The sequence below is a fragment of the Nonomuraea sp. NPDC050310 genome (assembly GCF_040655795.1).
Taxonomy (GTDB): domain Bacteria; phylum Actinomycetota; class Actinomycetes; order Streptosporangiales; family Streptosporangiaceae; genus Nonomuraea.
This window is the reverse complement of record NZ_JBFAKP010000008.1, coordinates 1-24,877: the sequence shown is the minus strand read 5'-3', so window position 1 is coordinate 24,877 and position 24,877 is coordinate 1. Positions and strand designations below refer to the sequence as shown.

General features: G+C 68.6%; 23 protein-coding genes, 1 tRNA gene and 2 pseudogenes. 18 read left to right on the top strand and 8 right to left on the bottom strand.

What is annotated here, in order from left to right; all coding sequences use genetic code 11:
- Nucleotides 1-2 precede the first annotated feature (2 nt).
- From AB0I67_RS20530 to AB0I67_RS20500, 7 genes and pseudogenes are all read left to right on the top strand, one after another.
- Entirely contained in the window at nucleotides 3-977 is a 975-nt protein-coding gene (locus AB0I67_RS20530; RefSeq protein WP_357925704.1) for an ABC transporter permease, read from the top strand.
- Nucleotides 974-2,503 carry a sugar ABC transporter ATP-binding protein gene (locus tag AB0I67_RS20525; RefSeq protein ID WP_357925701.1) on the top strand — a complete coding sequence of 510 codons (1,530 nt, stop codon included), beginning with the start codon at nucleotides 974-976 and terminating at the stop codon, nucleotides 2,501-2,503. Before AB0I67_RS20530 ends, AB0I67_RS20525 begins: the two co-directional genes overlap by 4 nt.
- Entirely contained in the window at nucleotides 2,500-3,495 is a 996-nt protein-coding gene (locus AB0I67_RS20520; RefSeq protein ID WP_357925698.1) for an ABC transporter permease, read from the top strand. Before AB0I67_RS20525 ends, AB0I67_RS20520 begins: the two co-directional genes overlap by 4 nt.
- A 25-nt stretch (nucleotides 3,496-3,520) precedes the next feature.
- Nucleotides 3,521-5,017, top strand: coding sequence for an aldehyde dehydrogenase family protein (locus tag AB0I67_RS20515; protein ID WP_357925696.1), 1,497 nt, complete (start codon nucleotides 3,521-3,523; stop codon nucleotides 5,015-5,017).
- Nucleotides 5,018-5,223: 206 nt separating this feature from the next.
- The gene (locus tag AB0I67_RS20510; RefSeq protein ID WP_357925694.1) at nucleotides 5,224-9,477 is read left to right on the top strand and encodes a LamG-like jellyroll fold domain-containing protein; all 4,254 of its coding nucleotides are present in this window, start codon (nucleotides 5,224-5,226) and stop codon (nucleotides 9,475-9,477) included.
- A 140-nt stretch (nucleotides 9,478-9,617) separates the two neighbouring features.
- A complete protein-coding gene (locus AB0I67_RS20505; RefSeq protein ID WP_357925692.1) occupies nucleotides 9,618-10,052 on the top strand; it encodes a hypothetical protein in 435 nt (144 codons plus the stop codon).
- Between the two features lie 1,299 nt (nucleotides 10,053-11,351).
- A pseudogene (locus tag AB0I67_RS20500) lies at nucleotides 11,352-11,633 on the top strand (integrase core domain-containing protein); the annotation flags it as partial.
- A 102-nt stretch (nucleotides 11,634-11,735) separates the two neighbouring features.
- Here AB0I67_RS20500 and AB0I67_RS20495 read toward each other — a convergent pair.
- Both AB0I67_RS20495 and AB0I67_RS20490 read right to left on the bottom strand, forming a co-directional pair.
- On the bottom strand, nucleotides 11,736-11,984 hold the full coding sequence (locus AB0I67_RS20495; RefSeq protein WP_357926347.1) for a GntR family transcriptional regulator: 249 nt from the start codon (nucleotides 11,982-11,984) through the stop codon (nucleotides 11,736-11,738).
- Nucleotides 11,985-12,169: 185 nt separating this feature from the next.
- Nucleotides 12,170-12,670 (bottom strand): hypothetical protein, encoded by a 501-nt coding sequence (locus AB0I67_RS20490; RefSeq protein ID WP_357925689.1) that lies wholly within the window; start codon nucleotides 12,668-12,670, stop codon nucleotides 12,170-12,172.
- Between the two features lie 269 nt (nucleotides 12,671-12,939).
- Here AB0I67_RS20490 and AB0I67_RS20485 point away from each other — a divergent pair, with 269 nt between their 5' ends.
- Nucleotides 12,940-13,170 carry a hypothetical protein gene (locus tag AB0I67_RS20485; RefSeq protein WP_357925686.1) on the top strand — a complete coding sequence of 77 codons (231 nt, stop codon included), beginning with the start codon at nucleotides 12,940-12,942 and terminating at the stop codon, nucleotides 13,168-13,170.
- Between the two features lie 149 nt (nucleotides 13,171-13,319).
- Here AB0I67_RS20485 and AB0I67_RS20480 read toward each other — a convergent pair whose 3' ends face one another.
- On the bottom strand, nucleotides 13,320-14,576 hold the full coding sequence (locus tag AB0I67_RS20480; protein ID WP_357926344.1) for an ISKra4 family transposase: 1,257 nt from the start codon (nucleotides 14,574-14,576) through the stop codon (nucleotides 13,320-13,322).
- Nucleotides 14,577-14,728: 152 nt separating this feature from the next.
- Here AB0I67_RS20480 and AB0I67_RS20475 point away from each other — a divergent pair.
- Together AB0I67_RS20475 and AB0I67_RS20470 are read left to right on the top strand one after the other, a co-directional pair.
- Nucleotides 14,729-15,286: pseudogene (locus AB0I67_RS20475) on the top strand (ATP-binding cassette domain-containing protein); the annotation flags it as partial.
- 68 nt (nucleotides 15,287-15,354) lie between these two features.
- A complete protein-coding gene (locus AB0I67_RS20470) occupies nucleotides 15,355-16,098 on the top strand; it encodes an ABC transporter permease (RefSeq protein WP_357925683.1) in 744 nt (247 codons plus the stop codon).
- 150 nt (nucleotides 16,099-16,248) lie between these two features.
- Here the strand turns inward: AB0I67_RS20470 and AB0I67_RS20465 are convergent, their stop codons facing one another.
- Entirely contained in the window at nucleotides 16,249-17,250 is a 1,002-nt protein-coding gene (locus AB0I67_RS20465) for an NADPH:quinone oxidoreductase family protein (protein ID WP_357925680.1), read from the bottom strand.
- A gap of 111 nt (nucleotides 17,251-17,361) precedes the next feature.
- On the opposite strand from AB0I67_RS20465, the gene AB0I67_RS20460 reads away from it, so the two are divergent.
- The gene (locus AB0I67_RS20460; RefSeq protein ID WP_357925677.1) at nucleotides 17,362-18,000 is read left to right on the top strand and encodes a TetR/AcrR family transcriptional regulator; all 639 of its coding nucleotides are present in this window, start codon (nucleotides 17,362-17,364) and stop codon (nucleotides 17,998-18,000) included.
- Nucleotides 18,001-18,232: 232 nt separating this feature from the next.
- Here the strand turns inward: AB0I67_RS20460 and AB0I67_RS20455 are convergent, their stop codons facing one another.
- Genes AB0I67_RS20455 through AB0I67_RS20445 form a run of 3 tightly spaced genes read right to left on the bottom strand, consistent with a single transcriptional unit; the run spans nucleotide 18,233 to nucleotide 18,955 of the window.
- On the bottom strand, nucleotides 18,233-18,565 hold the full coding sequence (locus AB0I67_RS20455; protein WP_357925674.1) for a hypothetical protein: 333 nt from the start codon (nucleotides 18,563-18,565) through the stop codon (nucleotides 18,233-18,235).
- 34 nt (nucleotides 18,566-18,599) lie between these two features.
- Entirely contained in the window at nucleotides 18,600-18,809 is a 210-nt protein-coding gene (locus AB0I67_RS20450) for a TetR family transcriptional regulator (RefSeq protein WP_357925671.1), read from the bottom strand.
- Nucleotides 18,797-18,955 carry a hypothetical protein gene (locus AB0I67_RS20445; RefSeq protein ID WP_357925668.1) on the bottom strand — a complete coding sequence of 53 codons (159 nt, stop codon included), beginning with the start codon at nucleotides 18,953-18,955 and terminating at the stop codon, nucleotides 18,797-18,799. The genes AB0I67_RS20450 and AB0I67_RS20445 overlap by 13 nt, the downstream gene beginning before the upstream one ends.
- A 327-nt stretch (nucleotides 18,956-19,282) precedes the next feature.
- Here AB0I67_RS20445 and AB0I67_RS20440 point away from each other — a divergent pair, with 327 nt between their 5' ends.
- The 3 genes from AB0I67_RS20440 to AB0I67_RS20430 all read left to right on the top strand — a co-directional run bounded on the left by AB0I67_RS20440 (nucleotide 19,283) and on the right by AB0I67_RS20430 (nucleotide 22,294).
- The gene (locus AB0I67_RS20440) at nucleotides 19,283-19,837 is read left to right on the top strand and encodes a TetR family transcriptional regulator (protein ID WP_357925665.1); all 555 of its coding nucleotides are present in this window, start codon (nucleotides 19,283-19,285) and stop codon (nucleotides 19,835-19,837) included.
- A 148-nt stretch (nucleotides 19,838-19,985) separates the two neighbouring features.
- Nucleotides 19,986-21,338 (top strand): FAD-dependent oxidoreductase, encoded by a 1,353-nt coding sequence (locus AB0I67_RS20435; protein ID WP_357925662.1) that lies wholly within the window; start codon nucleotides 19,986-19,988, stop codon nucleotides 21,336-21,338.
- A 329-nt stretch (nucleotides 21,339-21,667) separates the two neighbouring features.
- Entirely contained in the window at nucleotides 21,668-22,294 is a 627-nt protein-coding gene (locus AB0I67_RS20430) for a site-specific integrase (protein ID WP_357925660.1), read from the top strand.
- 65 nt (nucleotides 22,295-22,359) lie between these two features.
- Here AB0I67_RS20430 and AB0I67_RS20425 read toward each other — a convergent pair.
- Nucleotides 22,360-22,433: transfer RNA gene (locus tag AB0I67_RS20425), tRNA-Pro, on the bottom strand.
- Nucleotides 22,434-22,529: 96 nt separating this feature from the next.
- On the opposite strand from AB0I67_RS20425, the gene AB0I67_RS20420 reads away from it, so the two are divergent.
- The 4 genes from AB0I67_RS20420 (at nucleotide 22,530) to AB0I67_RS20405 (ending at nucleotide 24,750) form a co-directional block, all read left to right on the top strand.
- A complete protein-coding gene (locus AB0I67_RS20420; protein ID WP_357925657.1) occupies nucleotides 22,530-22,949 on the top strand; it encodes a helix-turn-helix domain-containing protein in 420 nt (139 codons plus the stop codon).
- A gap of 176 nt (nucleotides 22,950-23,125) precedes the next feature.
- A complete protein-coding gene (locus tag AB0I67_RS20415) occupies nucleotides 23,126-23,752 on the top strand; it encodes a hypothetical protein (RefSeq protein WP_357925654.1) in 627 nt (208 codons plus the stop codon).
- Nucleotides 23,749-24,546: a hypothetical protein gene (locus AB0I67_RS20410; protein ID WP_357925652.1), complete on the top strand. Its 798-nt coding sequence runs from the start codon at nucleotides 23,749-23,751 to the stop codon at nucleotides 24,544-24,546. Before AB0I67_RS20415 ends, AB0I67_RS20410 begins: the two co-directional genes overlap by 4 nt.
- A 6-nt stretch (nucleotides 24,547-24,552) precedes the next feature.
- Nucleotides 24,553-24,750, top strand: coding sequence for a hypothetical protein (locus AB0I67_RS20405; RefSeq protein ID WP_357925650.1), 198 nt, complete (start codon nucleotides 24,553-24,555; stop codon nucleotides 24,748-24,750).
- Nucleotides 24,751-24,877 lie beyond the last annotated feature (127 nt).

Genomic DNA, 24,877 nt, shown 5'->3' with positions numbered 1-24,877 from the left:
CCGTGCCTCGCCGCATCTCCAGGCGAGGCGCGTCGTTACGAGACGCCGGTCCACCGGTCGCCCTGGCCGTCATCTTCCTGATGTTCGCGGTGCTGAGCCCGCGGTTCCGCAGCATCGAGAACGTCCAGAACATCGTCGACGCCGCCGCCGTGCTCGCCGTCGTCACCTGCGGCATCACGTTCGTGCTGGTGATGGGCTCCATCGACCTCTCGGCCGCGGGAGTGATGGGCGCTTCCGCCCTGACCGTGTCGCTCCTGGTGGCCAACAATCGCAACGACAACGACCTCGGACTTCTCGGGATCGGGGTCGCCGTCCTGCTGGGCTGCGCGTTCGGCTGCCTGAGCGGGCTCGCCCTGGTCCTGCTGAAGGTGCCCTCGTTCATGGCGACGCTGGGGGTGTCGGCCGTCGGGCTCGGCGTGGCGACCCTCTTGTTCGCCGGCGTCCAGCCCAACATCTCCGACCCCATGCTCAAGGGCTGGGCGATCGAGCGGTTACTGGGGCTGTCCTATCTCACCTGGATCGCCGCCGCGTGCGTTCTGGCGGGCTGGCTGGTCCAGCGCTACACCCGGCTCGGCCGGTACGCGTTCGCGATCGGCGGCGCCGAGGAAGTGCTCGCCCTTTCCGGCGTCAGGGTGAAACCGTACAAGGTCGCGGTCTTCGCCGTCGCCGGCGCCTTCTACGGCCTTGCCGGAGTCATGGTGACCAGCCAGCTCGGGGCCGGTCTCGTCCAGGCCGGCAGCGGATACGACTTCTCCGCCATCACCGCTGCCGTCGTCGGCGGGACCCTGCTCACCGGGGGCCGGGGCGGCGTCCTGCACTCCGCCGTGGGCGTCCTGCTCGTCGTGGTGCTCACGAACGGTCTGGTGCAGATCGGGGTCAGCCCGTACTGGCAGGGCGGGGTCGAGGGGCTCATCGTCGTGGCCGCGGTGGCGGCCGCGGTCATCCCCCAGCGTCGCAGAAACCAGGTGGTCAAGTGAGCGTCCCAGCCTCGACGCCGGCGTTGGAGGTCCGCGGCCTGGTCAAGCACTATCCGGGGGTGAAGGCCCTCGACGGTGTCGACCTGGTCGTCCGCCAGCACGAAGTCCTCGGTCTGGTCGGTGAGAACGGGGCCGGCAAGTCCACCCTGCTCAAGGCATTGGTCGGCCTGGTCGTCCCCGACGCCGGCGAGATCCGGGTCCGCGGCGAGGCGGTCAAGCTGCGCAGCGTCGTCGATGCCGCCGACCACGGCATCGGCATGGTGTTCCAGGAGCAGTCGCTGGTGCCGAACCTGACCGCGGCGGAGAACATCCTCCTCGGCGGGGAAGGGCCGGGAGTCCGCCGGGGCGTCTATCGCTGGGACACCATGCGCCGCCTGGCCCAGGAGCAGCTCGACAAGATCGGCTCGACCATCGACCCGATGGTCCGCACCGACGCGCTGTCCTTCGCCGACCGGCAGATGGTCGAGATCGCGAAGGTGTTGCGCATCGAGCAGCGGAGCCAGCACCCACCGGTGATCGTCCTGGACGAGCCGACGTCGGTGCTGGAGTCCAAGGAGATCGAGACCCTGTTCGCGCAGATCCGCCGGCTGCGCGAGTTCGCCTCGGTCGTCTTCGTCTCCCATCGCCTCGACGAGGTGCTGGAGGTGTGCGACCGGGTGGCTGTGCTCCGCAACGGCCGGTCGGTCGGCGAGGTCGCCGCGGCCGGAGCCGTCCCCCGCGAGCTGCACCGGATGATGATCGGGTCCACCGGGTCGGACGACCACTACCACGAGAACGCCGCGGCCGTCGTCGAGTCGGGGGAGCCTCGGCTGGCCGTACGCGGGCTGTCGGGTTCGTCGTTCAAGGACATCGACCTGGACGTCGCGGCAGGAGAGATCGTGGCGATCGTCGGCGTCCACGGATCCGGCCGGGAGGACGTCTGCCGCGCCCTGTTCGGCGCCGAGCCGGTCACCGCCGGCGAGATCCGGATGGACGGCAAGCAGGTCAAGATCTCCGGCACGCGCGCCGCCTGCGCCGCCGGCATCGGCTACGTCCCGGCCGAACGCAAGACGGAAGGCATGGTCGGTCCGCTGTCGGTGGCCGAGAACATGACCCTGGCCAAGCAGCGGGCCCGGTGCGCGGGCCCCTTCGTGGCGCCCAGGAAACAGGCCGCGCTGGTGGACCGCTGGATCGAGCGGCTGTCCATCCGGACACCGGGTCGTGACACCCCTATCCAGCGGCTGTCCGGCGGCAACCAGCAGAAGGTCGTCCTGGCCCGCTGGCTGGTCGGCGGCGACATCCGCCTGCTCCTGCTGGACCACCCGACGCGAGGCCTGGACATCGGCGCCCGCTCGGAGGTGTACCGGCTGATGCGGGAGCTCGCGGCGAGCGGGGTCGCCACCGTACTGCTGGCCGACAGCCTCGAGGAGGCCATCGGCATGGCCGACCGCATCCTGGTCATGAACGACGGGCGGGTCGTTTCCGAGGTCGCCTGCCCGGCCGGCGGCAAGCCGAGCCCTCTGGACCTCGTGAAAGAGATGCTATGAGCACCCCCATCACCCTGAAGCCGGCCGCCGAGCCGGCCACCGGTGACAGCGGCCCCCGGCTGGGCCGGCGGCTCACCGGATTCATGCCGCTCATCGCCCTGGTGGCGCTGGTGGCCGCCCTGGCCATCGCCGACCCGGGCTTCCTGACGCAGCGGAGTCTGACCGCGGTGGCCCGTACGGCTGCGCCGCTCATCGTGCTCGCCGCGGCGGCGACGCTCATCGTCCTCTGCGGAGGGATCGATCTGTCGATCGCGGCGATGGCCTCGCTGTCCACCGTCCTGCTGGCCCTGTGGCTGCCGCACCTCGGAGGCCTGGCCACACCCGTGGTCATCCTCGCCGCGGCGGCCATCGGCGCGGTGCAGGGGGTGGCGCATGTTTTGCTCCGAATACCCTCCTTCATCGTCACCCTGGGCGGGATGAGCATCCTGTCCGCCGTCGCCCTCGTCGTCTCCGGCGCCGGCACCGTGCGGGTGGTGGACGACTCGACGGTCAAGTGGCTCGAGCTCTACGTCGGCGGCTACGTGCCGATGTCCTTCGTGATGGCCCTCGTCGTGGTCGCCCTCATCGCCCTGACGCTGAAGCTCACCCCGCTACGAAGCTGGATCTCCGCCACGGGGTACTCCGAATCGGCCGCGCGGCTGGCCGGCACCCCGGTCGACCTGGTCAAGATCGGCGCGTTCGCCGTCTCCGGCGCCGGCGCCGGGTTCGCCGCGATCATGCTGGTCTCCCGCCAGTTCAGCGGCGGTCCCACGATGGCCGACAACCTGCTTCTGCCGGCGGTCGCGGCGATCGTCGTCGGCGGCACCGCCATCACCGGTGGTCACGGCAGCGTGTGGCGAAGCCTGGCCGGCGCGTTCGTCGTGACGCTGCTCCGGGTCGGCCTGCCGATCGTCGGCGTGCCGTCCGCCTACGAGCAGATCCTCTACGGCGTCATCATCGTCCTCGCCGTCACCCTCACCCTCGACTGGTCGAAAGTGTCGATCAGCAAATAGTCCGGACTGTCCATGGAAGGCCGTCATGTCCCACGAGAACTCCCTGCTCCTGCCTGCCGTACGATCGTTCCTCTCCTCGCCGAAGCAGTTGCTCATCGGCGGCGAGTGGGTGGACGCGAAGGACGGCAGGACGTTCGCCACCGTCAACCCGTCGACCGAGGAGTTACTGGTCGAGGTCGCGCACGCGTCCGCCGCGGACGTGGACCGCGCGGTCGTGGCCGCTCGCACGGCTTTCGAGTCCCCGTCCCCGTGGTCGAGAATGACCCCGCGTGACCGTTCCCACCTGCTGTGGCGCATCGGCGATCTCATCGACGCCCATCGCGACGAGTTCGCCCAGCTGGAGGCGCTCGACAACGGCAAGCGCGTCGAAGCGGCCCGGGACGGTGACGTGGCCGTCTCCGCCGAGCTCTTCCGGTACTTCGCGGGCTGGGCGACCAAGATGGAGGGCACGACCATCCCGATGTCCGTGCCGGGGCGCGAGTTCCACGCGTACACCCGCCGCGAGGCGGTCGGCGTCGTCGCGGGCATCGTGCCGTGGAACTTCCCCTTGCTGATGGCGTGCTTCAAGATCGTCCCGGCCCTCACCGCGGGCAACACCGTCATCCTCAAGCCGGCCGAGCAGACGCCGCTGACGGCGCTGCGCCTCGGCGAGCTCCTGCTCGAGGCGGGCGTGCCCGCCGGTGTGGTGAACATCCTGCCCGGCTTCGGTGACACCGGGGCCGCGCTGGTCGACCATCCTGGCGTCGACAAGGTCGCGTTCACCGGCAGCACCGAGGTCGGCAAGAAGATCGCGGCCGCGGCCTCGGGCAACCTCAAGAAGGTCTCCCTCGAGCTCGGTGGCAAGGCGCCCAACATCGTCTTCAACGACGCGGACATCGACGCCGCCATCGCCGGCGCGGTGCTCGGCGGGTACTTCAACGAGGGGCAGTGCTGCGTCAACGGCTCGCGCCTCTACGTCCAGCGCGGTGTCTTCGACCAGGTCGTCGAAGGCGTGGCCGCCGCCGCGCGGGCGATCAGGGTGGGCGACGGCTTCGACCCGGCCTCGCAGATGGGGCCGCTGGTCTCCCGGGAGCAGCACGAGAAGGTGCTGGGCTACATCCGTGGCGCGCTTCAGGAGGGTGCCGTGCTGAACGCGGGAAGCGCCGACGCCGTCGGCGATCGCGGCTTCTTCGTGTCGCCGACGCTCATCACCTCGGTGAACGAGCGGATGGCGGTGCAGACCGACGAGATCTTCGGCCCGGTCGTGACGGCGCTACCCTTCGACACCGAGGACGAGGTGGTCGCGGCGGCGAACAACACGGTCTACGGGCTCGCCGCGGGCGTCTGGTCGAAGGACATCGGCACGGCGCACCGCGTCGGCGGCCGGCTGCGGGCCGGCACGGTGTGGCTCAACACCTGGCACGCCGACGATGTCACCCTGCCTCGCGGCGGCTTCAAGCAGTCCGGGTGGGGACGCGAGCTCGGGTCCTTCGGACTGGACGACTACACCGAGCTGAAGACCGTCATCGCCGAACTGCGCTGAGACCATCTTGACGATGTAGGCCCCCGGAAGAGCTCCGGCGGGCCTATTTCGTTTATACCGCCAGCAGTTCACATATAGGAACTCAGCAATAAACACGTTCATATAGATGGACTGAGTTCTTGACGATGCATTCCTTTCGGCATAACTTCGGGGCGCCGTGGTGGTTAGCCCACCTCCGCCACCCCCCGTCTGCCTCAAGGATCCCCATGAAAGTGCCCCGCCTCTTATCCAGCCGGACCACCGCGGCGTTCGTCGCGTTGCTGGTCGCCCTAGCCGGGCTGGCGATCCCCGCTGCCCCAGCCCTCGCCGCCCCAGACAACGACGGACGGCTCAGCATCCTGCTGTTCTACAAGTCCAATTTCCACGCCTCCCACGTGCAGGCCCGGCAGGCCGTACGCGACCTGGCCACCCAGCTCGGCACCCAGTACGGCCAGCAGGTCGACATCCAGGAGACCGACGACCCGGCGGCCTTCAACACCGCCAACCTCGCCATCCGTGACACCGTGGTCTTCGCCCAGACCGGTGGTGTGCTGTTCGACGCGGCACAGCGCGCCGCGCTCGAGAGCTACATCCGTGGCGGCGGCGGATTCATGGGCCTGCACTACACCGGCTGGTCGGTCGGCGAGAGCGAGCACGACGTCAACCCGTTCTACGCCCGCCTCGTCGGCGCCGTCTCCGAAGGACACCCGGAGAACCCCGGGGTACGGCCGGGCCGCGTGTTCGTGACGAACACCAGCCACCCGCTCACGCAGGGCGTGACGGCCAGCCTCACCCGCAGCGACGAGTGGTACGACTGGGTCGTCAATCCGGCTCCCTGGGTGCGCACCCTGATCGAGGCCGACGAGACCTCGTACGGCATGGGCCGGCAGGGCTCCATGCACCCGGTCACCTGGTGCCAGCAGATCGACTCCGGCCGGTCCTGGTACACCTCCATGGGGCACGAGGGCACCGCCTACGGCGAGGCGTACATGCGCGCCCAGATGAAGAACGGTCTGGCCTACGCCGCCAAGCTGCTGGCCGCGGACTGCTCGCCGCCGGTGAAGGACCAGGCCGGCGCCTGGAGCGGCGTCACGCCCTGGCCGCTGGTCCCGATCAACATGGCGCTGACCTCTGACGGCAGGGTGCAGTCGTTCGGGAGCGTCGGCGGCTGGGGGAACGACACCACGCCCTACGACTGGACCGGCAACGACTCGGTCACCCAGGGCGGCCAGATGGAGGTCGACATCTGGAACCCGGCCACCCCGCGCACGCTGGCGAACCTGCGCAGCGGCATCCTCCCGAACACCACCTACACCGATCTGTTCTGCGCCATGCAGGTGCAGAGCCCGCACGACCACTCCACCATGACGGTCGGCGGCGACGACGGCATGGGCGGGAACGCGCCCAACGACGGCGCGATCGGCGTCACGAGCTACACCACCAACAACGGGCTGCAGAACGAGGCGCCCATGAACTTCCCCCGGTGGTACCCGACGGGCACCACCATGCCCAACGGCGACATCGTCGTCCAGGGCGGTAGCCTCACCGGCGGGCCCGGCGGGCGCGGCGTCCTCACTCCGGAGATCTACACCCCGGAACAGGGCTCGGGCTGGAAGAAGCTCGACGGCGCCAGGAGCCCGGCCGCCTACGGTGACGGCGGCACCGACCACGCGGGCGCGGACGAGAACCGCTGGTGGTACCCGCGCGCGTTCGTCGCCCCGACGACCGGCACGCTGTTCAACATCAGCGGCACACAGATGTTCGAGCTGAACCCCGCCGGCAACGGCGGCACCGGCCAGCTGACCCTGCGTGGCACGCTGCCGGCGAACATCGCCAGTCAGGGCGCCAACGGCAACCCGGTCGGCGCCACCTCCACGGCCACGATGTTCCGCCCCGGCAAGATCCTCCAGGTCGGCGGCGGCTGGTGGGCCAACGGCGGCGGTCCGGACGGCGCCCGTGCCGGCTTCGTCGTCGACATCACCGGCGGCACCGCCAACCCGGTCATCACCGCGACCAAGCCGATGAAGTACCAGCGCCACTGGGCGACCTCGACGCTCCTGCCCGATGGCAGGGTGCTGGTCACCGGCGGCGGCCGGGAGAACAACGGCAACGGCGGATACGTCACCAACCCGGAGATCTGGGACCCGGTCACCGGCAACTGGACCGAGGTCGTCCTTCCGCACGAGCGGGCCCGGCTCTACCACTCCACCGCTCTGCTGCTGCCCGACGGCCGCGTGATGGTCGGCGGCGGCGGCGCTCCCGGCCCGCGCAACTACACGGACGTGGAGTACTACTCGCCGGGGTACCTGTTCAACGGGGACCAGGCCGCCCCGCGACCGGTGATCAGCGCCGCCCCGCAGAAGATCGGTTACAACGGCACCTTCCAGATCACCGCGACCGGTACGGTCTCCCGGGTCACGCTGGTCCGCAACGGTTCCGTGACGCACGGGTTCAACAACGACCAGAACTTCCAGGACCTCGCGTTCAGCCAGTCCGGTGGCACAGTGAGCATCACCTCGCCGCTCAACGGCAACTACGCCCCGCCCGGGTCGTACATGCTGTTCGTCTGGGACAACACCGGCACCCCGTCGGTCGCGAAGATCGTGAAGATCGACCCTTCGGTGATCATGACCCAGTTGAACCCGCGGGTGGTGGACCAGTTCGAGTACCCGCGCCTGCCCGCCGAGTGGCGTACCAACAACCCCCCGGCCACGGTCGACGTCGCCCCCGGCAACTCCCGGATGGTTCCCTGGGCCGTGGCGAGCCAGGTCCAGCTCGTGCGCGGCAACGCCACCGGCCAGGGCGGCCTCGGCTACACGGGATACCAGCTCGCTCTGGGCGGCTCGGGCAACCTCAGCCGCACGGTCAGCGATCTCACCCCTGGAAGCACCTACCGGATCTCGCTGCGTTACGCCCGCGACGCCCGGACGTCCGGGAGCGCCGCGGCGACAGGCACGCTGTCGATCGGCAACCTGAACGCGACGCTCACCGCCACCACAGCCCTGCCGTCGACCGCCGCCTACGGCACGTACGTCGGCACCTTCACCGCCGCGACGGCCTCCCAGGTGCTCACCCTGCGAGGGACCGCCGGCGGCCTGATGATCGACGATCTGGTGATCGTGGGCGACAACCCACCGCCGCCGGCCACCGGCATCCCGATCCGGTACGAGTTCGAAGAGGGCACGGGTACCACCGCCGCCAACACCGGTACGGCAGGCGCGGTCGGCGCCGCCGCTCTGACCGGAACCACGGGCTGGTCCGCCAACGGCGTGCTCGGCAAGGCGGTCAACCTGCCCGGCGGCAGCACCGCCAACGCGGTGGACCTGCCGGACAACCTGCTCCAGGGCGCGGCGAACTTCTCCACCGCGCTCTGGGTACGCCCCGACGTGAAGAACAACTGGACCGGCCTGTTCCACCTCGGTGACGGGCTCGGCTCGGCCGGAAGCTACTACCAGATCCAGATGCAGACCCAGGCGAGCGGGAGCACCGGGCTCGCCGTCACCTTCAAGGGCAAGACCGGCCCCGAGGAGAGGGTCCACGCCAGCCCGGCGCAGGACGTGGTCGCCAACCAGTGGAACCACGTCGCCTTCACCCGCCAGGGCCCGATCGGCACGCTGTACCTCAACGGCCAGGTCATCGCGACGCGTACCGACCTGACCGTCGGCATGACCGAGGTCGGCCCGACGACCAACAACTGGCTGGGCCGCAACGGATATCCCGACGCGGCCTTCGACGGCCTGATCGACGACGTCCGGTTGTACACCTCCACCCTGACCGCGGCGGACGTCGCGGGCATGTACAACGAAGGCGTCTCCGTCCGCTACACCTTCGACGAAGGCACGGGCACCGCCGCCGCGAACACCGGCGCGAAGTCGTCGATCGGAGCGGCGACGTTGCTGGGTACTACGTCGTGGAGCACGGCCGGTCGCCACGGCCCCGCGGTGAGCCTGCCCGGCGGCGCGGCGACCTCCGGCAACGAGGTCCGGCTCCCCGACAACATCGAGGCAGGCCTGACCAACCAGTTCACCGTCTCCTTCTGGGCCCGTCCCGACACACTGCCGAACTGGGTGCCACTGGTCCAGATCGGCAGCAGCACGGACACCTTCTTCCTGCTCCAGTCAGCCACGACCGGCGGAACCACCGGCTTCGGCGCCACCTTCAAGGCCCCTGGGGTGGCCACCCAGGAACGGCTCCTGCTGGGAGCAGGCAAAGACCTGCCACTCAATACGTGGACGCATGTGACGTTCACGCAGAACGGCTCAGTCGGGAAGATCTACTTCAACGGCGTCCTCCAGGCCACCCGCAACGATTTCACCATCAGCATCGGCGACGTGGGCGTGGGCGGTAACACCACGGCCAACTTCCTCGGCGGGACGAGCTGGGGCGACTCCAGGTTCGACGGCCTGATCGACGACTTCCGTCTGTACAGCTACGAGCTCACCGCGGAGCAGGTGACACAACTGCACGCGGGCCGCCGATGAGCGCGCCGTCCCGGTAGGACACACACTTGGGCCTCGGAAAGCCTTCCGGGGCCCAAGTCGTGCGCGCTGCAGACGCTTTCACCAGGGAACGCTCGGTAAACGCGTGATCGCGGGTAGGCGCGCATCGCTGCTGATAGGCGGTGGCATCGGATGCCGGCTCGCGGCCGGATGGTCACGCCATCGTGTCGCTAAGACAAACCCCCTACCGCGGCCTCGTCGTCGCTGGTCGCGGCGGCCAAGCCGCGCGTGAGCACGCCGAGCTCGATGCGTTCGCCGACGACAGCCGACACGAGGCGGCGCTGCGTGCCGAAGCCGATGGGGAAGCCGTCGGCCCACCGGCCTTAGGCCCAAGGCTGGTCCCGGCCCGGCGCCTCGCTGCCGCCGGCTACATCTGGGCCTTCGCCTCCCTGCGATCTCCCGGCGCTCGTTCGCACTACGACCACCGACGCGCCCAACGCGACAGGCACACCAGCGCTCGGCGCAACACCTTCAACCGCATGCTCGGCTGCCTCCACAAGGGCACGCCCTACAACGAGGAAGCCGCCTTCCGCAGCCGCGAAGCGATCGCCGCTTGATGACTTGCACAGATCGGATGTCCGCGACCGTCGGATTAGAAGCAAGACCCTTTGATGGCCGGACGTGCCTGTCTATGCCGGTCTGTGCGATGACGCGTCAGTTTGCGTGTCCACAGATGGCCAACGATGACGTGCCATGCCCGGGACGCCCGAGCACGAACCGAGCACCGATCGGGTACCGCGTCCGGTCTTCACCACTCATCCACGGGAGACCAGCTCTTCTCCATATCGGCCCCCTGCCCGTTCCAACCGTGCGCCAGCCCATTGGACGCAGCCGTGACCGGCTCATCCAGGCCCGCGCCGTTACTGAAGGCGATGTTCACGTGCGCCGCATGCCCTCCGGCTACGGCACCCCCGCCGCGCCTCGGCACGGTCGGGCCCCCGGCTCTGCGGACCGCCGACGACACGACGTATCGAGTTGCGCATCCGGATAGCTCGCAAGCCGAAGTACTCCTAGCTTGCGCCCTCATCGAAACCGTCGCCCTCAACGGATATCGCCACTTACATCCTCGCTGGCATCGAGCACGCCACCAAGCGATCCGCTTGGCTGTACCGCTTCATAACTCATCGTGTGATGCTTGATCTGGGGCTTTGGCCCTCAGACGCCTCGAGTGCAAGATCGCGATCTGTGTCGGTTCGTCTGCTGTATCTGACTGTGATTCGGGTGTTCGGTTAACTGGCGTTGCTGGGACGTGCTCAGGCATCCAAGGATGTCGAGATCATGCTGCTCCGCCACGAGGTGGCGGTGCTGAAGCGCCAGGTCGTTCGTCCGAAGCCGGACTGGGCCGACCGGGCGCTCCTGGCGGCCTTGGCCCGCTTCCTGCCGACGGTGCTGCGCGCTCATCGGCTGGTCACTCCGGGCACCCTGTTGGCCTGGCATCGCCAGCTGATCAAACCCTCCTGGACTTTCCCCCAGCGCCTGGCCGTCCCGGAACAACCAAGGAGGTCCGGGAGCTGGTCCTCCGGCTGGCACGAGAGAACCCGGGTGGGGGTATCGGCGGGTACACGGCGAGCTGGCCGGCCTCGGCGTGCAGGTCAGTGAGGCAACCGTGCGACGGATTCTGCCTTCACACCGACACGGACCGGCGCCACGAAACTCCGACACCTCATGGCGGACGTTTCTACGGCTACAGGCGAAAGGGCTGCTCGCCTGCGACTTCTTCCACGTCGACACGATCTTCCTGAAACGCCTCTACGTGCTGTTCGTGATGGAGGTGGAAACCCGACGCGTCCACATCCTGGGCGGTCACCGCCCATCCCACCGGCGCGTGGACAGCTCAGCAGGCCCGCAACCTGCTCATGGATCTCGGGCAGAGCATCGGCTCGTCCCGGTTCCTCATCCGTGATCGGGATGCCAAGTTCACCGCCGCCTTCGACGAGATCTTCACCAGCCATGGCGTCATGATGATGAAGACACCGCCACGGACGCCTCGGGCCAACTATTATACCGAACGCTGGGTGCGCACCGTACGAGCCGAATGCACCGACCGGATGCTGATCTACGACGAACGCCACCTGCGATCAATCCTGGAAGAGTACGCCGAGCATTACAACGCCCACAGACCGCACCAGGCCCGTCAACAACGCCCACCCGATCAAGACGAGCACGTTCGTCCCGCGAGAAGGCCGGATCCAGCGCCGCAGGGTGCTCAGCGGAGCGATCAACGAGTACCACCGAGCAGCCTAGCCGGTCCAAAAAGAACACCAGTTCAGACCAAGTGTCCCAGTTTTGAAGCGGTACAGGGTGACCAGGCCCTCGTGTGCGAGGCGGCGGATGGCGTCACGCACCGGGGCCTGGCTGATCCCGTACTGCCGAGCGAGTTCGGACCCGACCAGCCGGGTGTTCGGCGTCAGGTCGCCGTCGATGACCGCCTGTCGCAGCCGATCATAAACCTGGTCGGAGAGTCGGCCAGTACGGCAACGGAACGACATCAGTCACGCCGGTTCTCCCTTCGCCGCGGCCGGCCGCGTGGCGCGACCGCCGTGTGGGAAACCGTGGGAACCAGTCAGATGGGGTCGCCGGCGAGTGCCTCATCGGCGGTGGATCGGCAGGTGACCCTCCGAACGCCTGGTCAATGACTGCAGAAGGATAGGAGGAATCGCTGCATACGGCACGCTCAGAACGGTGGCTCATCCGCGGCAGGTGCTGCCGACGCCCATGGGTCGTCAAATCCGCCGCCGCGAGGGACGCCACGCTGTGGTGATGGGACACGAGCGCCGAAGAACGGCGGCGGCAGTTCCTCGGTGTCGAATGCGGCGCTCCACACCCGCCTGAACTCCTCCTTGTGGGTGGAGGTCGGAGGCTCATACCTGTCGTCCTCGTCCTGCCGCAGATAGTACTGAGCCTGGGGGTCCACGTCCGCGAGTGCGCAGAGCGGGGCGTACACCGCCCACACGGTCTCCCATCGTTCCGGGATGATGAGGCCCCGGAGCGTGCGACGGATCGTCTCCTGGCTCGCGGTTCCAGTGAGCCTGTCCGGGCCCTTCGCCTCGGCCAGTTCCTTGGCCTTGTCCGCGATCTGCTTGAGCGGCGGTCGGCCCGCCTGCCTGTACATCTGGAACAGCGTGACCAGGAAATCTCGGCGAGGGCCTTCAGGCACCTCGTCCTTGGTCGGCATGCCGATTGCCCTCACCATGGCTAACCCCCCTTATCAACTTTTGACAACTTACGACCATGCTAGTCCAGCTACATCCGCTAAAGGCCATGGTCTAGGTACTCCAGACCTGATAATTCTCCACTCAGATAGCGCTCAAAATACTTCAACCACAAGGAACAACTACTTCGGAAGGGGTGGAACCTGGATCCAGAGCAGGCAACCAGCCTTCGGAGGGACCTGCTCGGCGCGAGGCGCGACAGGCGTGCCTCCATGTCCCCTTCGGAGAATCGATGTACCTACTGAACCTGCGAGCGGCGGTCATTGCCATGGCCGCGGCATTCATCGCGGCGATCGCATTCGGGCTGACCCTGTCGGCCGGGACGGTGTGGCAGATGGCGCTGCTGTACGCCGGCGGGACATTCGGGCTCGCGGTCCCGTTCTTCAACAAGATCATCCCGCCCGCACCGGACGGCCCCACGGCAACGGGCGACGGGACGGTGGGTCCGCCCGACGCCGGCTAGGGCTGTGCTGTGCGGCCTCTGGCGGGCACCTCCCCGGCCCGCCAGAGGCCGCGTTTCCACAGGTCGCGATGCTCTACATCTATCTTTATGTCAACCCGGCCCGGGTGGGCGTCACCCCTACAGGAGACCGGGAGAACCGCGGGAACGGGTCAGGCAACGAGGCTGAGTGCTTGATCTGAGTTGGGGTACCAGCACGCGAAGTCTGCGTCGAGGTCGCGGTTGAGGACGCGGGTACGGATCTGCAGGAGGCGGTGGGCGCCGCGGGGTGTCCATCTCATCCGCTGTTTCTTGACCATGCGGCGGCTGATGACGTGGTTGACGGTGGCTTCGGCAGTGGCGCTGGAGATGGCTTCGCCGTTGCGGTGGCGTTCGCCATAGTTGGGTATTTCGTGCTGGTTGCGGTCGATGTAGGTATGGAACTCGGCCAGCCGGGTGTAGAAGGCACACCGCTTGTCGTCGGGCTCGCCTGCGCATAGCAGTTCGTAATCCTCGACAAGGTTGTTGAGCAGGTGCAGGGCGCGGAAGGTGTTGCCGTGCCACAGGTAGTTCTTGATCCGCTCCAGGATCCGGTCGGTGCCGCTCGGGTCGATGGTGAAGTCCGCGACGTCGGCGGGCGGCGCTGGGAGCGATCGGGTGCTCTGGCGCAGGACGGTGAGGCGCATGGTGATGTGGAACCAGTCAAGGTAGTGCTCGGCTTGGGGGATGAGGTAGCAGGGCAGGTCGCGGATGTCCTCGCCGCCGTCGACGAGGAACACGATCTGCTGGTTGTCGGTCATGCCCTGGGAGCGCAGCAGTTCGTACACGCGGCGTTTGAGCTTGTGGTCGTAGGTCTGGACGAACGCGAAGGTCTTGGCGGGGCCGCCGCCGGTGGGGGTGGAGCAGCCGGTGACGGCTTCGAACCAGCCGTCGCGGCGTGAGGTCTGGTTGGCCGAGTGGACATAGCCGCCGTCCAGGGCGACGACCAACGGCAGGTCGGGGCGCGGCACGGTCTCTAGATCGCGCGGACAGGTGTCGATGGAGCTGAACCGCTCGTCGCCGAGCTCGTCTTCCAGGTGGGTCGCGGTGCGCTCGACCTGCTGGCGGATGCTGGTGGCGTGCAGGGGTCGACCGAGCGGGAAGGTCTCGGCCAGCAAGGTGGCGGCGTTGCCGTAGGAGGTGAGTGCGGCGTACTTGGCCTCCCACAACAGCAGCTCAGGAGCGGTTCGTTCGGGCATCGCCGCGGCGACGGGACTGAACGTAGCGGCTGTCGCGGAGGCCATCGACGGGGTGCATGGGCAGGTCTTCAGGCGCGGGCTGTCCAGCCGGAGGGTGTCGGACTCGGTGCGCAGCACGATCGTCCGGGTGTCCTTGCGGGCATGAGTCCGCCCGCACTGTTGGCAATGCCGCGCGGTGTCGACGGCCTTGATCCCTCGCAGGTGAAGAGGTACGGGAGGTGGCTGATGACGGCGTTACGAGCACGCGTGGATGGATCCGGGACGCCTACGGCTACCACGATTTCGACGACCGGGAGTCGTGTGAGGGGTGTCGGATCGATGCTGAAGGCTCTAGACGAGGCTCGCCCGGAAAGGTCACCGGATTCCTCGGGCCGAACGGCGCGGGCAAGACCACGACCCTGCGCATCATCCTCGGACTCGACCGGCCGACCTCCGGACGGGCCACCGTGAACGGCGTGCCGTACCGGACACTGGATCGACCCCTCACCCATGTCGGCGCCCTGCTCGACGCAACCGCCGTACAGGGCGGACGTCGTGCCGAGCAGCACTTGCATTGGCTGGCCAGAGCCAACGGGATCTCCCGCACGCGCATCGGCGGGCTGCTGGAGTTGGTCGGGCTCGGCGCAGCGGGGCGCAAGCGGGTCGGCGGCTTCTCTCTCGGCATGAAGCAACGGCTGGGGTTGGCCGCCGCCCTGCTCGGCGATCCCGAGGTGCTGCTGCTCGACGAACCGCTCAACGGGCTCGACCCCGAAGGCATCCGGTGGATGCGCGGGCTGCTGAAGTCGCTGGCAGCCGAGGGGCGGACCGTGCTGGTCTCCAGCCATCTCATGCACGAGATGGCGGTCACCGCCGATCACCTGATCATCATCGGGCGCGGGCGGCTACTGGCCGACGCGGAGATGACGCAGTTCGTGCGGCCCGGGATGTCGCTGGAGGACACGTTCATGAAGGTCATCGAAGGGAGCACCTCGTGAATACCGTCGCCGCCGAGTGGATCAAGTTACGCACGTTGCGTTCGACCTGGTGGGCCCTGGGCGTAGGAGTGCTGACGGCACTCGCGCTCACCGCGCTCGGCGCAGGCACCGTGATCTCACGCTGGGAACCGGAACAGACGGGCGAGCAGGCCGCGATGGGCATCGTCGTGGCCGTCTACGTTGGCGTCGTGCTGGCTCAGCTGCCGCTCGGCATGCTCGGCACCATGTCGATCAGCGGCGAGTACACCTCCGGCATGATCCACACGACCTTCATCGCCACGCCGTCGCGCTCACGGGTACTGCTCGCCAAGGCGTCCGTACTGGGTGGGATCGCCATCACGGCCTCACTGCTCATCGCGATCCCCGGATGTCTGTACGGGTATGTGGTGGCCTCACGGTTCGATCCCACGCTGCCGCCTGCCGGAGCCTGGGCGGTGATCGGGGGCGGCACGCTTATGATCGTGATGACCACGATGCTCGGGCTGGCACTCGGCGCGATCTTCCGCAACGGCGTCGTGGCCATCTCCATGCTCGTGGTGGTGGTGCTGTTGGTTCCCCTCGTCGGGCGGATGCTGCCGGGTGGTGAGGTGGTCAACCGGATCCTGCCGGGCTATCCGGCGCTCCAGCTCATCGAGCAGGTGCCGGACATCATGCCGGACGCGGCCGCCTTCGCGGTCCTGGGCGGGTGGGCTGTTGCACCGCTGCTGATCGCGGTCCTTGCCAACAGGCGGGTGTCCTAGCGCGTGCAGGGGCAGCTTCACGCCAGGTGGATTGTGCGCTGCAACCGCTCCCGCGGCTCAACGGGCACACTCGTTGGAGGAACGCATCCGCGGATGACCTAGCGATCGATTCCGAGCGAGGGCGCCACACGCGTCCAGGAGTACCTGGGGTCAGCCGATCCGCAGTGCCTGTTTGCCGACGGTGGCTCGCGCTTCCAGTTCCGCGAGGGCCTTGGGCCCGTCGGCCAGCGCGTGCGCGGTGGGCCGGCCGGGACCGAGCACGCCGGCCGCGATGAGCCCGAACAACTGCCCCATGACCTCGCCGAACATGTGCGGCGCGGCTTGGATCAGGGTGCCGATGTTCAGGCCGATGACCTGGACCTGGTGCTTGTAGATCAGGTCGGAGTTGCTGAGCGTGGCCTCTCCGCCGGCCGCGCCGTAGACGACGACCCGGCCGGTGACCCGCTTGGCCGCTGCCAGGCTGGCCTCCAGCGTGGCGCCGCCGATCGACTCCAGCACCACATCGACGCCTGCTCCGCCGGTCAGGGCGAGGACCTTGCCGGCGATGTCGCCGCTGCGGGAGTCGAGGACGTGGTCGGCGCCCAGGGCTCGCACGACCTCGTGCTTTTCCGGCGAGGCCGTCGCGATCACCATCGCGCCGTAATGCTTCGCCATCCGCACCGCGGCCTCGCCGGTCCCGCCGGCCGCCGCATGGATGAGGACGGCCTGCCCTGGAGTAAGCCCGCCCAGAGGCTTGAGCGCCGCCAGCGCGGTCGGCCAGTTCACGAGCAGACCCAGAGCCTGCTCGTCGGCCCAGCCGTCCGGCACCGGGACGGCCCCAGCGGCGGGCACCACCATGTACTCCGCGAAGGCGCCGCCCGCGATGCGGACCCCGGCGACGTGGACGCCGGGCTCCAGCCCGCTCGTCTTCTCGCCGAGGGCGATCACCTCACCGACGCCCTCGATTCCGGCCAGGTACGGCGGGCGCGGGCCGTTAGCGAATGTGCCGCGGGATTGCGAGATGTCGACGAAGTTCACCCCGGCGGCGGTGACCCGGATCAAGACCTCGCCCGGTCCGGGGCGTGGAACTGGTGCGTCGGTGATCAGGCGTAGGTCCTGCGGGCCGTCCAACGAGGTCTGCTGAAGGGCTCGCATGACGGAAGGGATGTCCATGGACGCCTCACTCCTTTGTTTATCGAACGACCAACAAACCGTTTCACGCCACGCCACCGGCGGTCAAGGTAGAGTTGATCGAACGACAAACAAACCTGGAGGGAGCCCGGGATGGCTGCTCGCGGCCGGCCGCGCACGTTCGTCCCCGACACCGCTCTGCGTCAGGCGTTGCAGGTGTTCTGGGAACGGGGTTACGAGGGCACCTCGCTCAACGACCTCGCCGAGGCCATGGGGATCGCCTCGGCCAGCATCTACGCCTACTTCGGCAACAAGGAGGATCTGTTTCGCAAGGTCATGGCACTGTACGGCGCGACCTCGGGCGAGCCGCCCAGACGTGCGCTGCGCGAACAGCCGACCACGCGCGCCGCGATCCACGCCATGCTGCGCGCCACTGCCGATCAGATCACCGGCCCCGACGATCCGCACTACTGCATGCTCATCCTGGCGGCACCCACCGGCGCCGTGGAAAACCACGCTGTCCGGGAGTTCCTGGCCGACCTGCGGCTCGACATGCTCAACACCGTCAAGGACCGTCTCGCCCGCGGCGTCGCCGAAGGCGATCTCACTCTTGCGCCCGGCGGCCTCGACGCCCTCGCCCGTTACTACACCACCGTGGTGCAAGGCCTGTCCATCCAGGCCCGCGACGGCGCCGACCGGGCGGAGCTGGAAGCGGTCATCACCTGCGCGATGGCCGCCTGGGACGCGTTGGCCGGCCCATCAGCGCGTCCGTCCAGCGGCCCTCTTGGGTGACCGGAGGGCTGGGTTGAGACAAGCGTGCAGTTCTGGCGTCCTTTGTGGCGCCTTCGGAGAAAGCAGCCTCCGCCTTCACCGATCGGCCTTCGGGGAGGATCGGGCCGGAGTCGGCGATACTGGCCTCTGTCTCGGGTCCGAGCCCATAACTCACAGGTATCGCAGTTCTGTGGGCTCAGAGATGGCTGGCGAAGTGGATGAGAAGCTCCACGGTGGGGTCAGTAGAGCCTGGTCAGGCCGGTGGGCTGGCGGCGACGTCGGCCAGGACTGCGGAGGCGAGCCGGTGGGCTGATGCTCCCATGGTGGCGGGGAAGCCGATCTCCATGAAGCTCCAATGGCCGTAGGCCAGGGCCATCACCTGGTAAGCGGCGTCGTCGTAGATGGCGGCTGGTCGGCCAGGGTGGTCGTCGGCCAGGCTGTCGCGGAGCAGCCGGGTCGGTCCGGCGTAGACGGCGTGGATGCGTTCGCGCAGGGTGTCGTCGAAGCGGGCGGCGGCCAGGAGGGCGTCGATGGCGGCGCTTTCGTCGCCGGGCGTCATCTGCTCGCCGAACAGGTAACCGATCATGGCTTGGGCGCGCTGCCCGGCGGGCCGTCCTGCGCTAGGAGGCGGACCTGGTCGGTGTGCCCGCTGATGATGCGCTGGCGAACAGCTCGCGCAGTTCCTCGCGGTTGCCTGCGTGGTGGCAAATGTGCCCGCGGGCCGTGCCCGCTTCGTCGGCCACGCGCTGCAGGGTGGCGCCGTCCAGGCCGTAGCGGGCCACGCATCGGGTGAAGGTCGCGACGGTGAGGGCCTTGGTCAGGGCGGGCACGAGGCGGAAGCGGGCGGTGTGTACTGGATGGCGACCTTGCCCTTGCCGGTGCGGCAGGGTGAGCCGGCCGGGGCCGCGCAGGCGGTCATCGGGCAGTCGTGGGCCTCCACGCGGGGAAAGTCGTCGTCGCGCACCCCGAAAGCCACACACCCCGCTGTTTGCCCCGACCTCTGAAACGGCGTCCGCCCTGGACACGGTCTCCCGCCGCGCGTGGTTCATAAGCGGTCGTCTATGAAACGGGTGCCCCTGCGGCGGTCCAACCCGGTGGCCTCCTCCCGGAGGTGCCCGGTCCTAGACGGGCTAGCACCTAGGGCGGGCGGGCCTTGATGACGCCCTTAACTACACTGACGAGTCAGACCAGTTAGGCGCGTAAGCGGCTTCCCGCGCTGGGCGACCCGGTCGGCCGATGGCCCTCCTCATGCTCGACGTCCCAGCACTCCAGAGGCCACCCGCCGCGATGGGGAGAGGGCTTGATGGGACGCACCGCAGGACGGGGGCCCGAGGACACCAAGCGGTTGATTCTGGACGCCGCGAGGGAAGTCGTCGCAGTGCAGGGAGCGAAGGCGACGCTCGACGACGTAGCGGCTGCGGCCGGCCTGACGCGTGGGGCCGTGGTCTACCACTACAGCTCGAAGAACGCACTATGGGTCGCACTGGCTCGCGATGTGCTCGCCTGCTTTCACCAAACGGTCCACACCCGCATCGAGGACGGCCAGCGGCCTGGCCGTCTGGCGCGCGCCTTCATCCGGGCATCGCTGGAAGGCGACGAGATCGACGCGGTCGGTGAGCGGCTGTTCCTGCTGGCTTCCCTCGCGGTCACTCCCGGGGTCTCCGAGATCGTCGCCGAAGACGGGGCGCAGTGGAAGGCGGAGATGGCTGAGGACGGACTCTCCGTAGGGGCGCGCACTGTCATTCTCAGCGCCGTGGACGGTGCCGGTCTGATGACCGGATGGGGTCTCAAGCCTGACCGCGCCGAGCTCGACGCCCTGCGCGCCGAACTGGAGAACCTCACGGACCCCGGCTTCTAGCGCCAAGGGGCGCTTGGAGCCGGGGCGTTTCCTCGCCATGCGGGCCGAGTGGTGATACTCACCGATTTGAAACTGTACTGACTCGTCAGTACAGTTTCAAATGGATGGAGACCGGAGCCGCCAGGCCGAGCACGAACGGAGCGCCAGCATGACCAGCGCAAGCATCCGATCCGACGTGGACGTCGTCGTTGTCGGCGCCGGACTCGCCGGGCTCACAGCAGCAGACCAGCTCACCCGAGCAGGGCACGACGTCGTCGTCGTCGAAGGCCGCGACCGCATCGGCGGACGGATCCATCAGGCCGAGATCGCGGGTGTTCGCGTCGATGCCGGAGCGACCTGGGTGGCGCCGGGACACACGGCCGTCCGCGACCTCGCCAGCCGGCTCGGCTGCGCGTTCGTGCCCCAGTTCCATCAGGGCAAGGGGGTCATCTCCTTCGGCGGCCAGCGCAAGACCGACGGCATTACCGCCCTGGCGCCCTGGGTGATGCTCGACCTCTGGCGCGTCATGAACCGGCTGCAGAAGATGGTCGACCACCTGCCCGTCTCATCGCCGTGGGAGCACCCCGAGGCCGCGCGGCATGATGCGATGTCCTTCGGCGAATGGCTGACCAGCCTCCGCGCCCTGAAGGGCACCCGCACGTTCATGAACGTCATCAGCCTGGTGCACTGGGGCGCACCCGTCGGCGACGTGTCGCTGTTCAACGTGATGCGCTACATCAAGAACCTGAGCGGGATCCAGCACATGCTCGCCGTCGAGGGCGGTGACCAGCAGGACCGGATGCTCGGAACGACCTACGCGCTGGTCAGCGAGCTCGCCAACACCATGACGGCCCGCCTGATCACCGGCTCCCCGGTGGAGCGCATCACCACGACCGGTGACCGCGTCACGGTCGAGACAGCCAAGCACACGATCGAAGCCCGGTACGCCATCGTGACGGCGTCGCCGGCCCACCGCGCCACCATCCAGTTCACCCCGGCCCTCCCCGACCACCACTACGGGCTGTCACGCAGTTGGCGGCTGGGAGCGCTCAGCAAGGCCTTCGTCGCCTACAGCCGCCCGTTCTGGCGCGACGAAGGGCTGTCCGGAGAAGGGGTGTCCGACGATGAGACCGTCTTCCTCACCTTCGACGTCAGCCCCACCCCCAGCGGCCCGGGCATCCTCATGGTGTTCTGTGACGCCCGCGGATTCGACGCCTACGACCAGGACGAGCGCCGTCGCCGCGTCCTCAGCCACCTCGTCCACCTCTACGGTGAGTTCGCACGCCACGCCATCGACTACACCGACTTCTCCTGGGGCAACGACGCGTTCGCGCCCGGTGGACCGAACCCTGCGCCGGCGCCGAAGGCATGGACCTCGTTCGGGCGGTTCCTGCGTGAGCCGGTCGGACTCGTGCACTGGGCCGGCACCGAGACAGCCGATGAAACCTCCGGCACCATGAACGGCGCGATCCTGTCGGGCCAGCGAGCAGCCGCTGAGGTGGCTGCCCGCCTACAAGCCTGACGGTACCCGAGCGGAAGTGCCAAGGCGGTGAGTGGTCAGAACCTACCTGGCGGCTGGGGCGTCTTCGGGAGGAAGACCTGAGCCCCGGTCCCCGGCACATCAGGCAGGACCTCGCCGGCGACGAGATCGAGGGGCCTGGGGCGCCGTCCGCAGAGGGCTCAGCGCGCGGTGGCGAGCGGCAATCGCACGGCCAGGTCCAGCCGCACCTCGAGGCCGGGACCTGGCGGCATGGATGCTCACGTGTGCCCAGAACCGTACGCATGGCGCCTTCACCGTCACCGGGCCGCCAGGCGAGACCACCGTCGACGCCCTGCTGCGCGCGGGCGACCTTGGAGCGACTCGCGCGGGCGCTGGTCGAGCGCTCCGCCGACCAATATGAGGGCTGGGGCGACGTGGTGCTCTTCGCGGCCTGCACCGCGGCCCGCATCGGCGAGGTGTCAGGCGTGCGCGTCGGCGACATCGACACCGACACCTGGACGTGGACAGTGCGCCGACAGACCACCTCGGGGCCGGGCGGGCTCGTCGACAAGGGCACCAAGGGCAAACGGGCCAGGAAAGTGCCGTTCATCGCGGAGATCCGCGAGCTCGTGCTGAGGCGGATGGCGGCCGTCCGCGAGGACGATGACGACGCCCGGCTCTTCTACGGGCCACGTGGAGGGCGCATCATGACAGCGGTGCTCAGGGACGCCACCCACTGGGATCAGGTCGTCACGAGCCTTGGCTTCGAGCACCTCAGGCGTCACGATCTCCGCCACACCGGCCTCACCTGGATGGCCGACGCCGGTGTACCGGTTCATGTGCTCCGCAAGATTGCGGGGCAGGGGTCGTTGACGACCACCCAGCGCTACCTGCATCCCGACCTTGACTCCATCGCCGAGGCGGGAAGGGCTCTCAGCGCGCACCTGACACCTATCGTGTCCCCAGCTCCGAGCCGTATAAGAGAGGAGGAGACATGATCGCAACAACGAGAAAGGCCGGTCCACCTGGGCTTTCGCTCAGACCGACCGGCCTGTTCCAACCGTCGGGACGACAGGATTTGAACCTGCGACCCCTTGACCCCCAGTCAAGTGCGCTACCAAGCTGCGCTACGTCCCGGTTGTGTCTCCGCCTGCTTGTCGCGGCGGGACGTCATAACCTTAGCGCACATCGGAGGCGCCTGCGCACAACCGTAGGCCGGAGCGGAGGTGCGGGGTGGGTAGACGGCCCTCGATTGACCGGGCGGAACTGGTGAGGCTGGTCGCGGAGGGGCGGACGGTGCGTGAGCTGGCCGAGCACTTCGGGGTGAGCGAGTCCGGCGTCCTCCAGGCGAAGCGGGCGGCAGGGGTGGCCAAGCCGCAACTGGATCACAGCGGGGCGATCCCGTGGAAGGTGGCCAGGGAGCACAGCCAGTCGGGTCCCGCGACGAATCTGCGGAACCTGTCGGCCATCGCGCAGGGGAGTCCGCCGCCGCAGGTGAAGGTGAACACGGCGCTGAGGTGGGCGCAGCGGCTGGTGGACGCGGGGCTGGACGTGCGGTACGACCCGGTCGAGGGGTTCGCGGAAGTGCCGGTGGGGGCTGATGGGTCACATGTGGGACGGCTGCTGAACCGAGCGCGGGAGGCGCTGGGGTGAGCTGATGGGTCACATGTGGGACGGCTGCTGAACCGAGCGCGGGAAGCGCTGGGGTGAGCTGATCACCGGCAAGGGGAAAGGGGGCTGAATAGCCGCCCCCAGCGGGGGTGGAGGCGTTTCAGACGCCGGTTGACGGGCAGTCGCGGGGTCAACCAAGTTGACCCGGAGGCGAAGATATGTCCACCGAGACTCTCATCTGGGTGGCCGTCGTCGTGGTCGCGGTGGTGGCGATCGCTGCAGTGGGATACCTCGTGCTGCAGCAGCAACGCCGCAACCGCCTCCGCACGCGGTTCGGCCCGGAATACGACCGCCTCATGTCGGAGTCCGACTCCAGGCGTGAGGCCGAGCAAGAACTGAGGGCACGGGAGCAGCGGTTCGCCGAGCTCGACATCCGCCCGCTGCCGGACCAGAGCCGCCAGGCGTACGCCAAGCGGTGGACGGAGGTCCAGGAGCGGTTCGTTGACGCGCCGCAGTTCGCGGTGACCGAGGCCGACCAGCTCGTGACGGCCGTCATGGCCGAGCGCGGCTACCCGACCGAGGACTTCGAGGACCGGCTGTCGACCCTGTCGGTCGGCCATGGCGCGACCCTCGGCCACTACCGCGACGCCCACGCGATCAGCACCCGCGCCGCACGCAAGGAGGCCTCGACGGAGGATCTCCGGCAGGCGATGGTGCACTACCGGGCCCTGTTCCAGGAGCTGCTCGACGACCGTACCGATCACACCGACCACGAGCGGCACGCGCACAACGGCCACGGCACCCCTCAGCAGCGCAGAGACCCCGCAGGACGTGACGACATATGACGGACAGAGGCAGGACGCAGGAGGAGCTGGAGCGGGAGCGGCGCGAGCACGGCTTCCACGACGGCGACGGCACCGGTGAGCACCACGGCGACCGGCTGGTGGCCGGTGGGCACCGAGAAGAGCAGGACCACGCGGATGACGCCCGCGACAGGGACGGCGACGGCATCGCGGACAGCGCGCAGGAGAGGACGCAGCCGACCGGTCTGTACGGCGAGCCGAACGACGAGCTGGCCAGCCGGCACGAGCGGATCGACGACGACCAGGCCCGGCAGCAGCACAACGACCAGCACAACGACCACCACGCCGAGCAGCCCGATGACCAGCACGGCGGGCCGCACGGGGATCCGGATCGCACCCACCCCTATCTCCAGCACGACAACGACGACCGCGACGAGCTGCACGTCCCGAGCCAGCGGACCCCCGAAGGGCAGGGCGAGGCGGGCGACATCCTGATCGCCTCCGACGCCCCCACCCAGCCCGCCCCGCCCCCGGCCGCGCACACCGCGCAGCCGTTCGAGCTGTTCGACCAGGACCCCGTCCAGCTCCACGAGCGGTGGCGCGAGGTGCAGGCGGGCTTCGTGGACGAGCCGCGCGAGGCGGTCGAGCGGGCCGACCAGCTCGTCGACGAGGTGGTCACCGCGCTGACGAACACGCTCGGCTCCCGCACCTCGGAGCTGCGCAACCGCTGGCAGAACTCCAGCGAGAACGACACGGAGCAGCTCCGGCTGGCGCTGCGCGACTATCGAGCGGTTCTGGAGCGACTGGTGTCGCTGGCGGGCCGCGAAGGGCGGTGACGGGACATGTTGGCCATCGTCTCGGCGATCATCTTCGGTCTGGGATTCCTGCTTCAGCTGGTTGACGCCGGCATCGGGATCTCGGGGACCACGATCATGCTGCTGGGGCTGTGCCTGCTGGCGCTGCATCAGGCCGGCATCGGTACGGCGAGCTTCCGCAGCAGCTACAGCGGCTGGCGCGGCCGCAACCGCACGCGCCGCTAGTCCATCCGGCACGACGAGGCGCCCGCACCCCGGGACTGGGTGCGGGCGGCACGCCGCACGCAGGAAGAGGCCCCGCAGGGGGGCGGTTGCGGGATGGCCGCGAACAACAAAACCACGCCGCGGAATT

Excerpts from the sequence above, each read along its gene's own strand:
- AB0I67_RS20520 (WP_357925698.1), top strand. The coding sequence starts at position 2,500 with ATGAGCACCCCCATCACCCTGAAGCCGGCCGCCGAGCCGGCCACCGGT.
- AB0I67_RS20515 (WP_357925696.1), top strand. The coding sequence starts at position 3,521 with ATGTCCCACGAGAACTCCCTGCTCCTGCCTGCCGTACGATCGTTCCTC.
- AB0I67_RS20510 (WP_357925694.1), top strand. The coding sequence starts at position 5,224 with ATGAAAGTGCCCCGCCTCTTATCCAGCCGGACCACCGCGGCGTTCGTC.
- AB0I67_RS20495 (WP_357926347.1), bottom strand. The coding sequence starts at position 11,984 with ATGTCGTTCCGTTGCCGTACTGGCCGACTCTCCGACCAGGTTTATGAT.
- AB0I67_RS20490 (WP_357925689.1), bottom strand. The coding sequence starts at position 12,670 with ATGCCGACCAAGGACGAGGTGCCTGAAGGCCCTCGCCGAGATTTCCTG.
- AB0I67_RS20485 (WP_357925686.1), top strand. The coding sequence starts at position 12,940 with ATGTACCTACTGAACCTGCGAGCGGCGGTCATTGCCATGGCCGCGGCA.
- AB0I67_RS20465 (WP_357925680.1), bottom strand. The coding sequence starts at position 17,250 with ATGGACATCCCTTCCGTCATGCGAGCCCTTCAGCAGACCTCGTTGGAC.
- AB0I67_RS20460 (WP_357925677.1), top strand. The coding sequence starts at position 17,362 with ATGGCTGCTCGCGGCCGGCCGCGCACGTTCGTCCCCGACACCGCTCTG.
- AB0I67_RS20455 (WP_357925674.1), bottom strand. The coding sequence starts at position 18,565 with ATGATCGGTTACCTGTTCGGCGAGCAGATGACGCCCGGCGACGAAAGC.
- AB0I67_RS20440 (WP_357925665.1), top strand. The coding sequence starts at position 19,283 with ATGGGACGCACCGCAGGACGGGGGCCCGAGGACACCAAGCGGTTGATT.
- AB0I67_RS20435 (WP_357925662.1), top strand. The coding sequence starts at position 19,986 with ATGACCAGCGCAAGCATCCGATCCGACGTGGACGTCGTCGTTGTCGGC.
- AB0I67_RS20415 (WP_357925654.1), top strand. The coding sequence starts at position 23,126 with ATGTCCACCGAGACTCTCATCTGGGTGGCCGTCGTCGTGGTCGCGGTG.
- AB0I67_RS20410 (WP_357925652.1), top strand. The coding sequence starts at position 23,749 with ATGACGGACAGAGGCAGGACGCAGGAGGAGCTGGAGCGGGAGCGGCGC.
- AB0I67_RS20405 (WP_357925650.1), top strand. The coding sequence starts at position 24,553 with ATGTTGGCCATCGTCTCGGCGATCATCTTCGGTCTGGGATTCCTGCTT.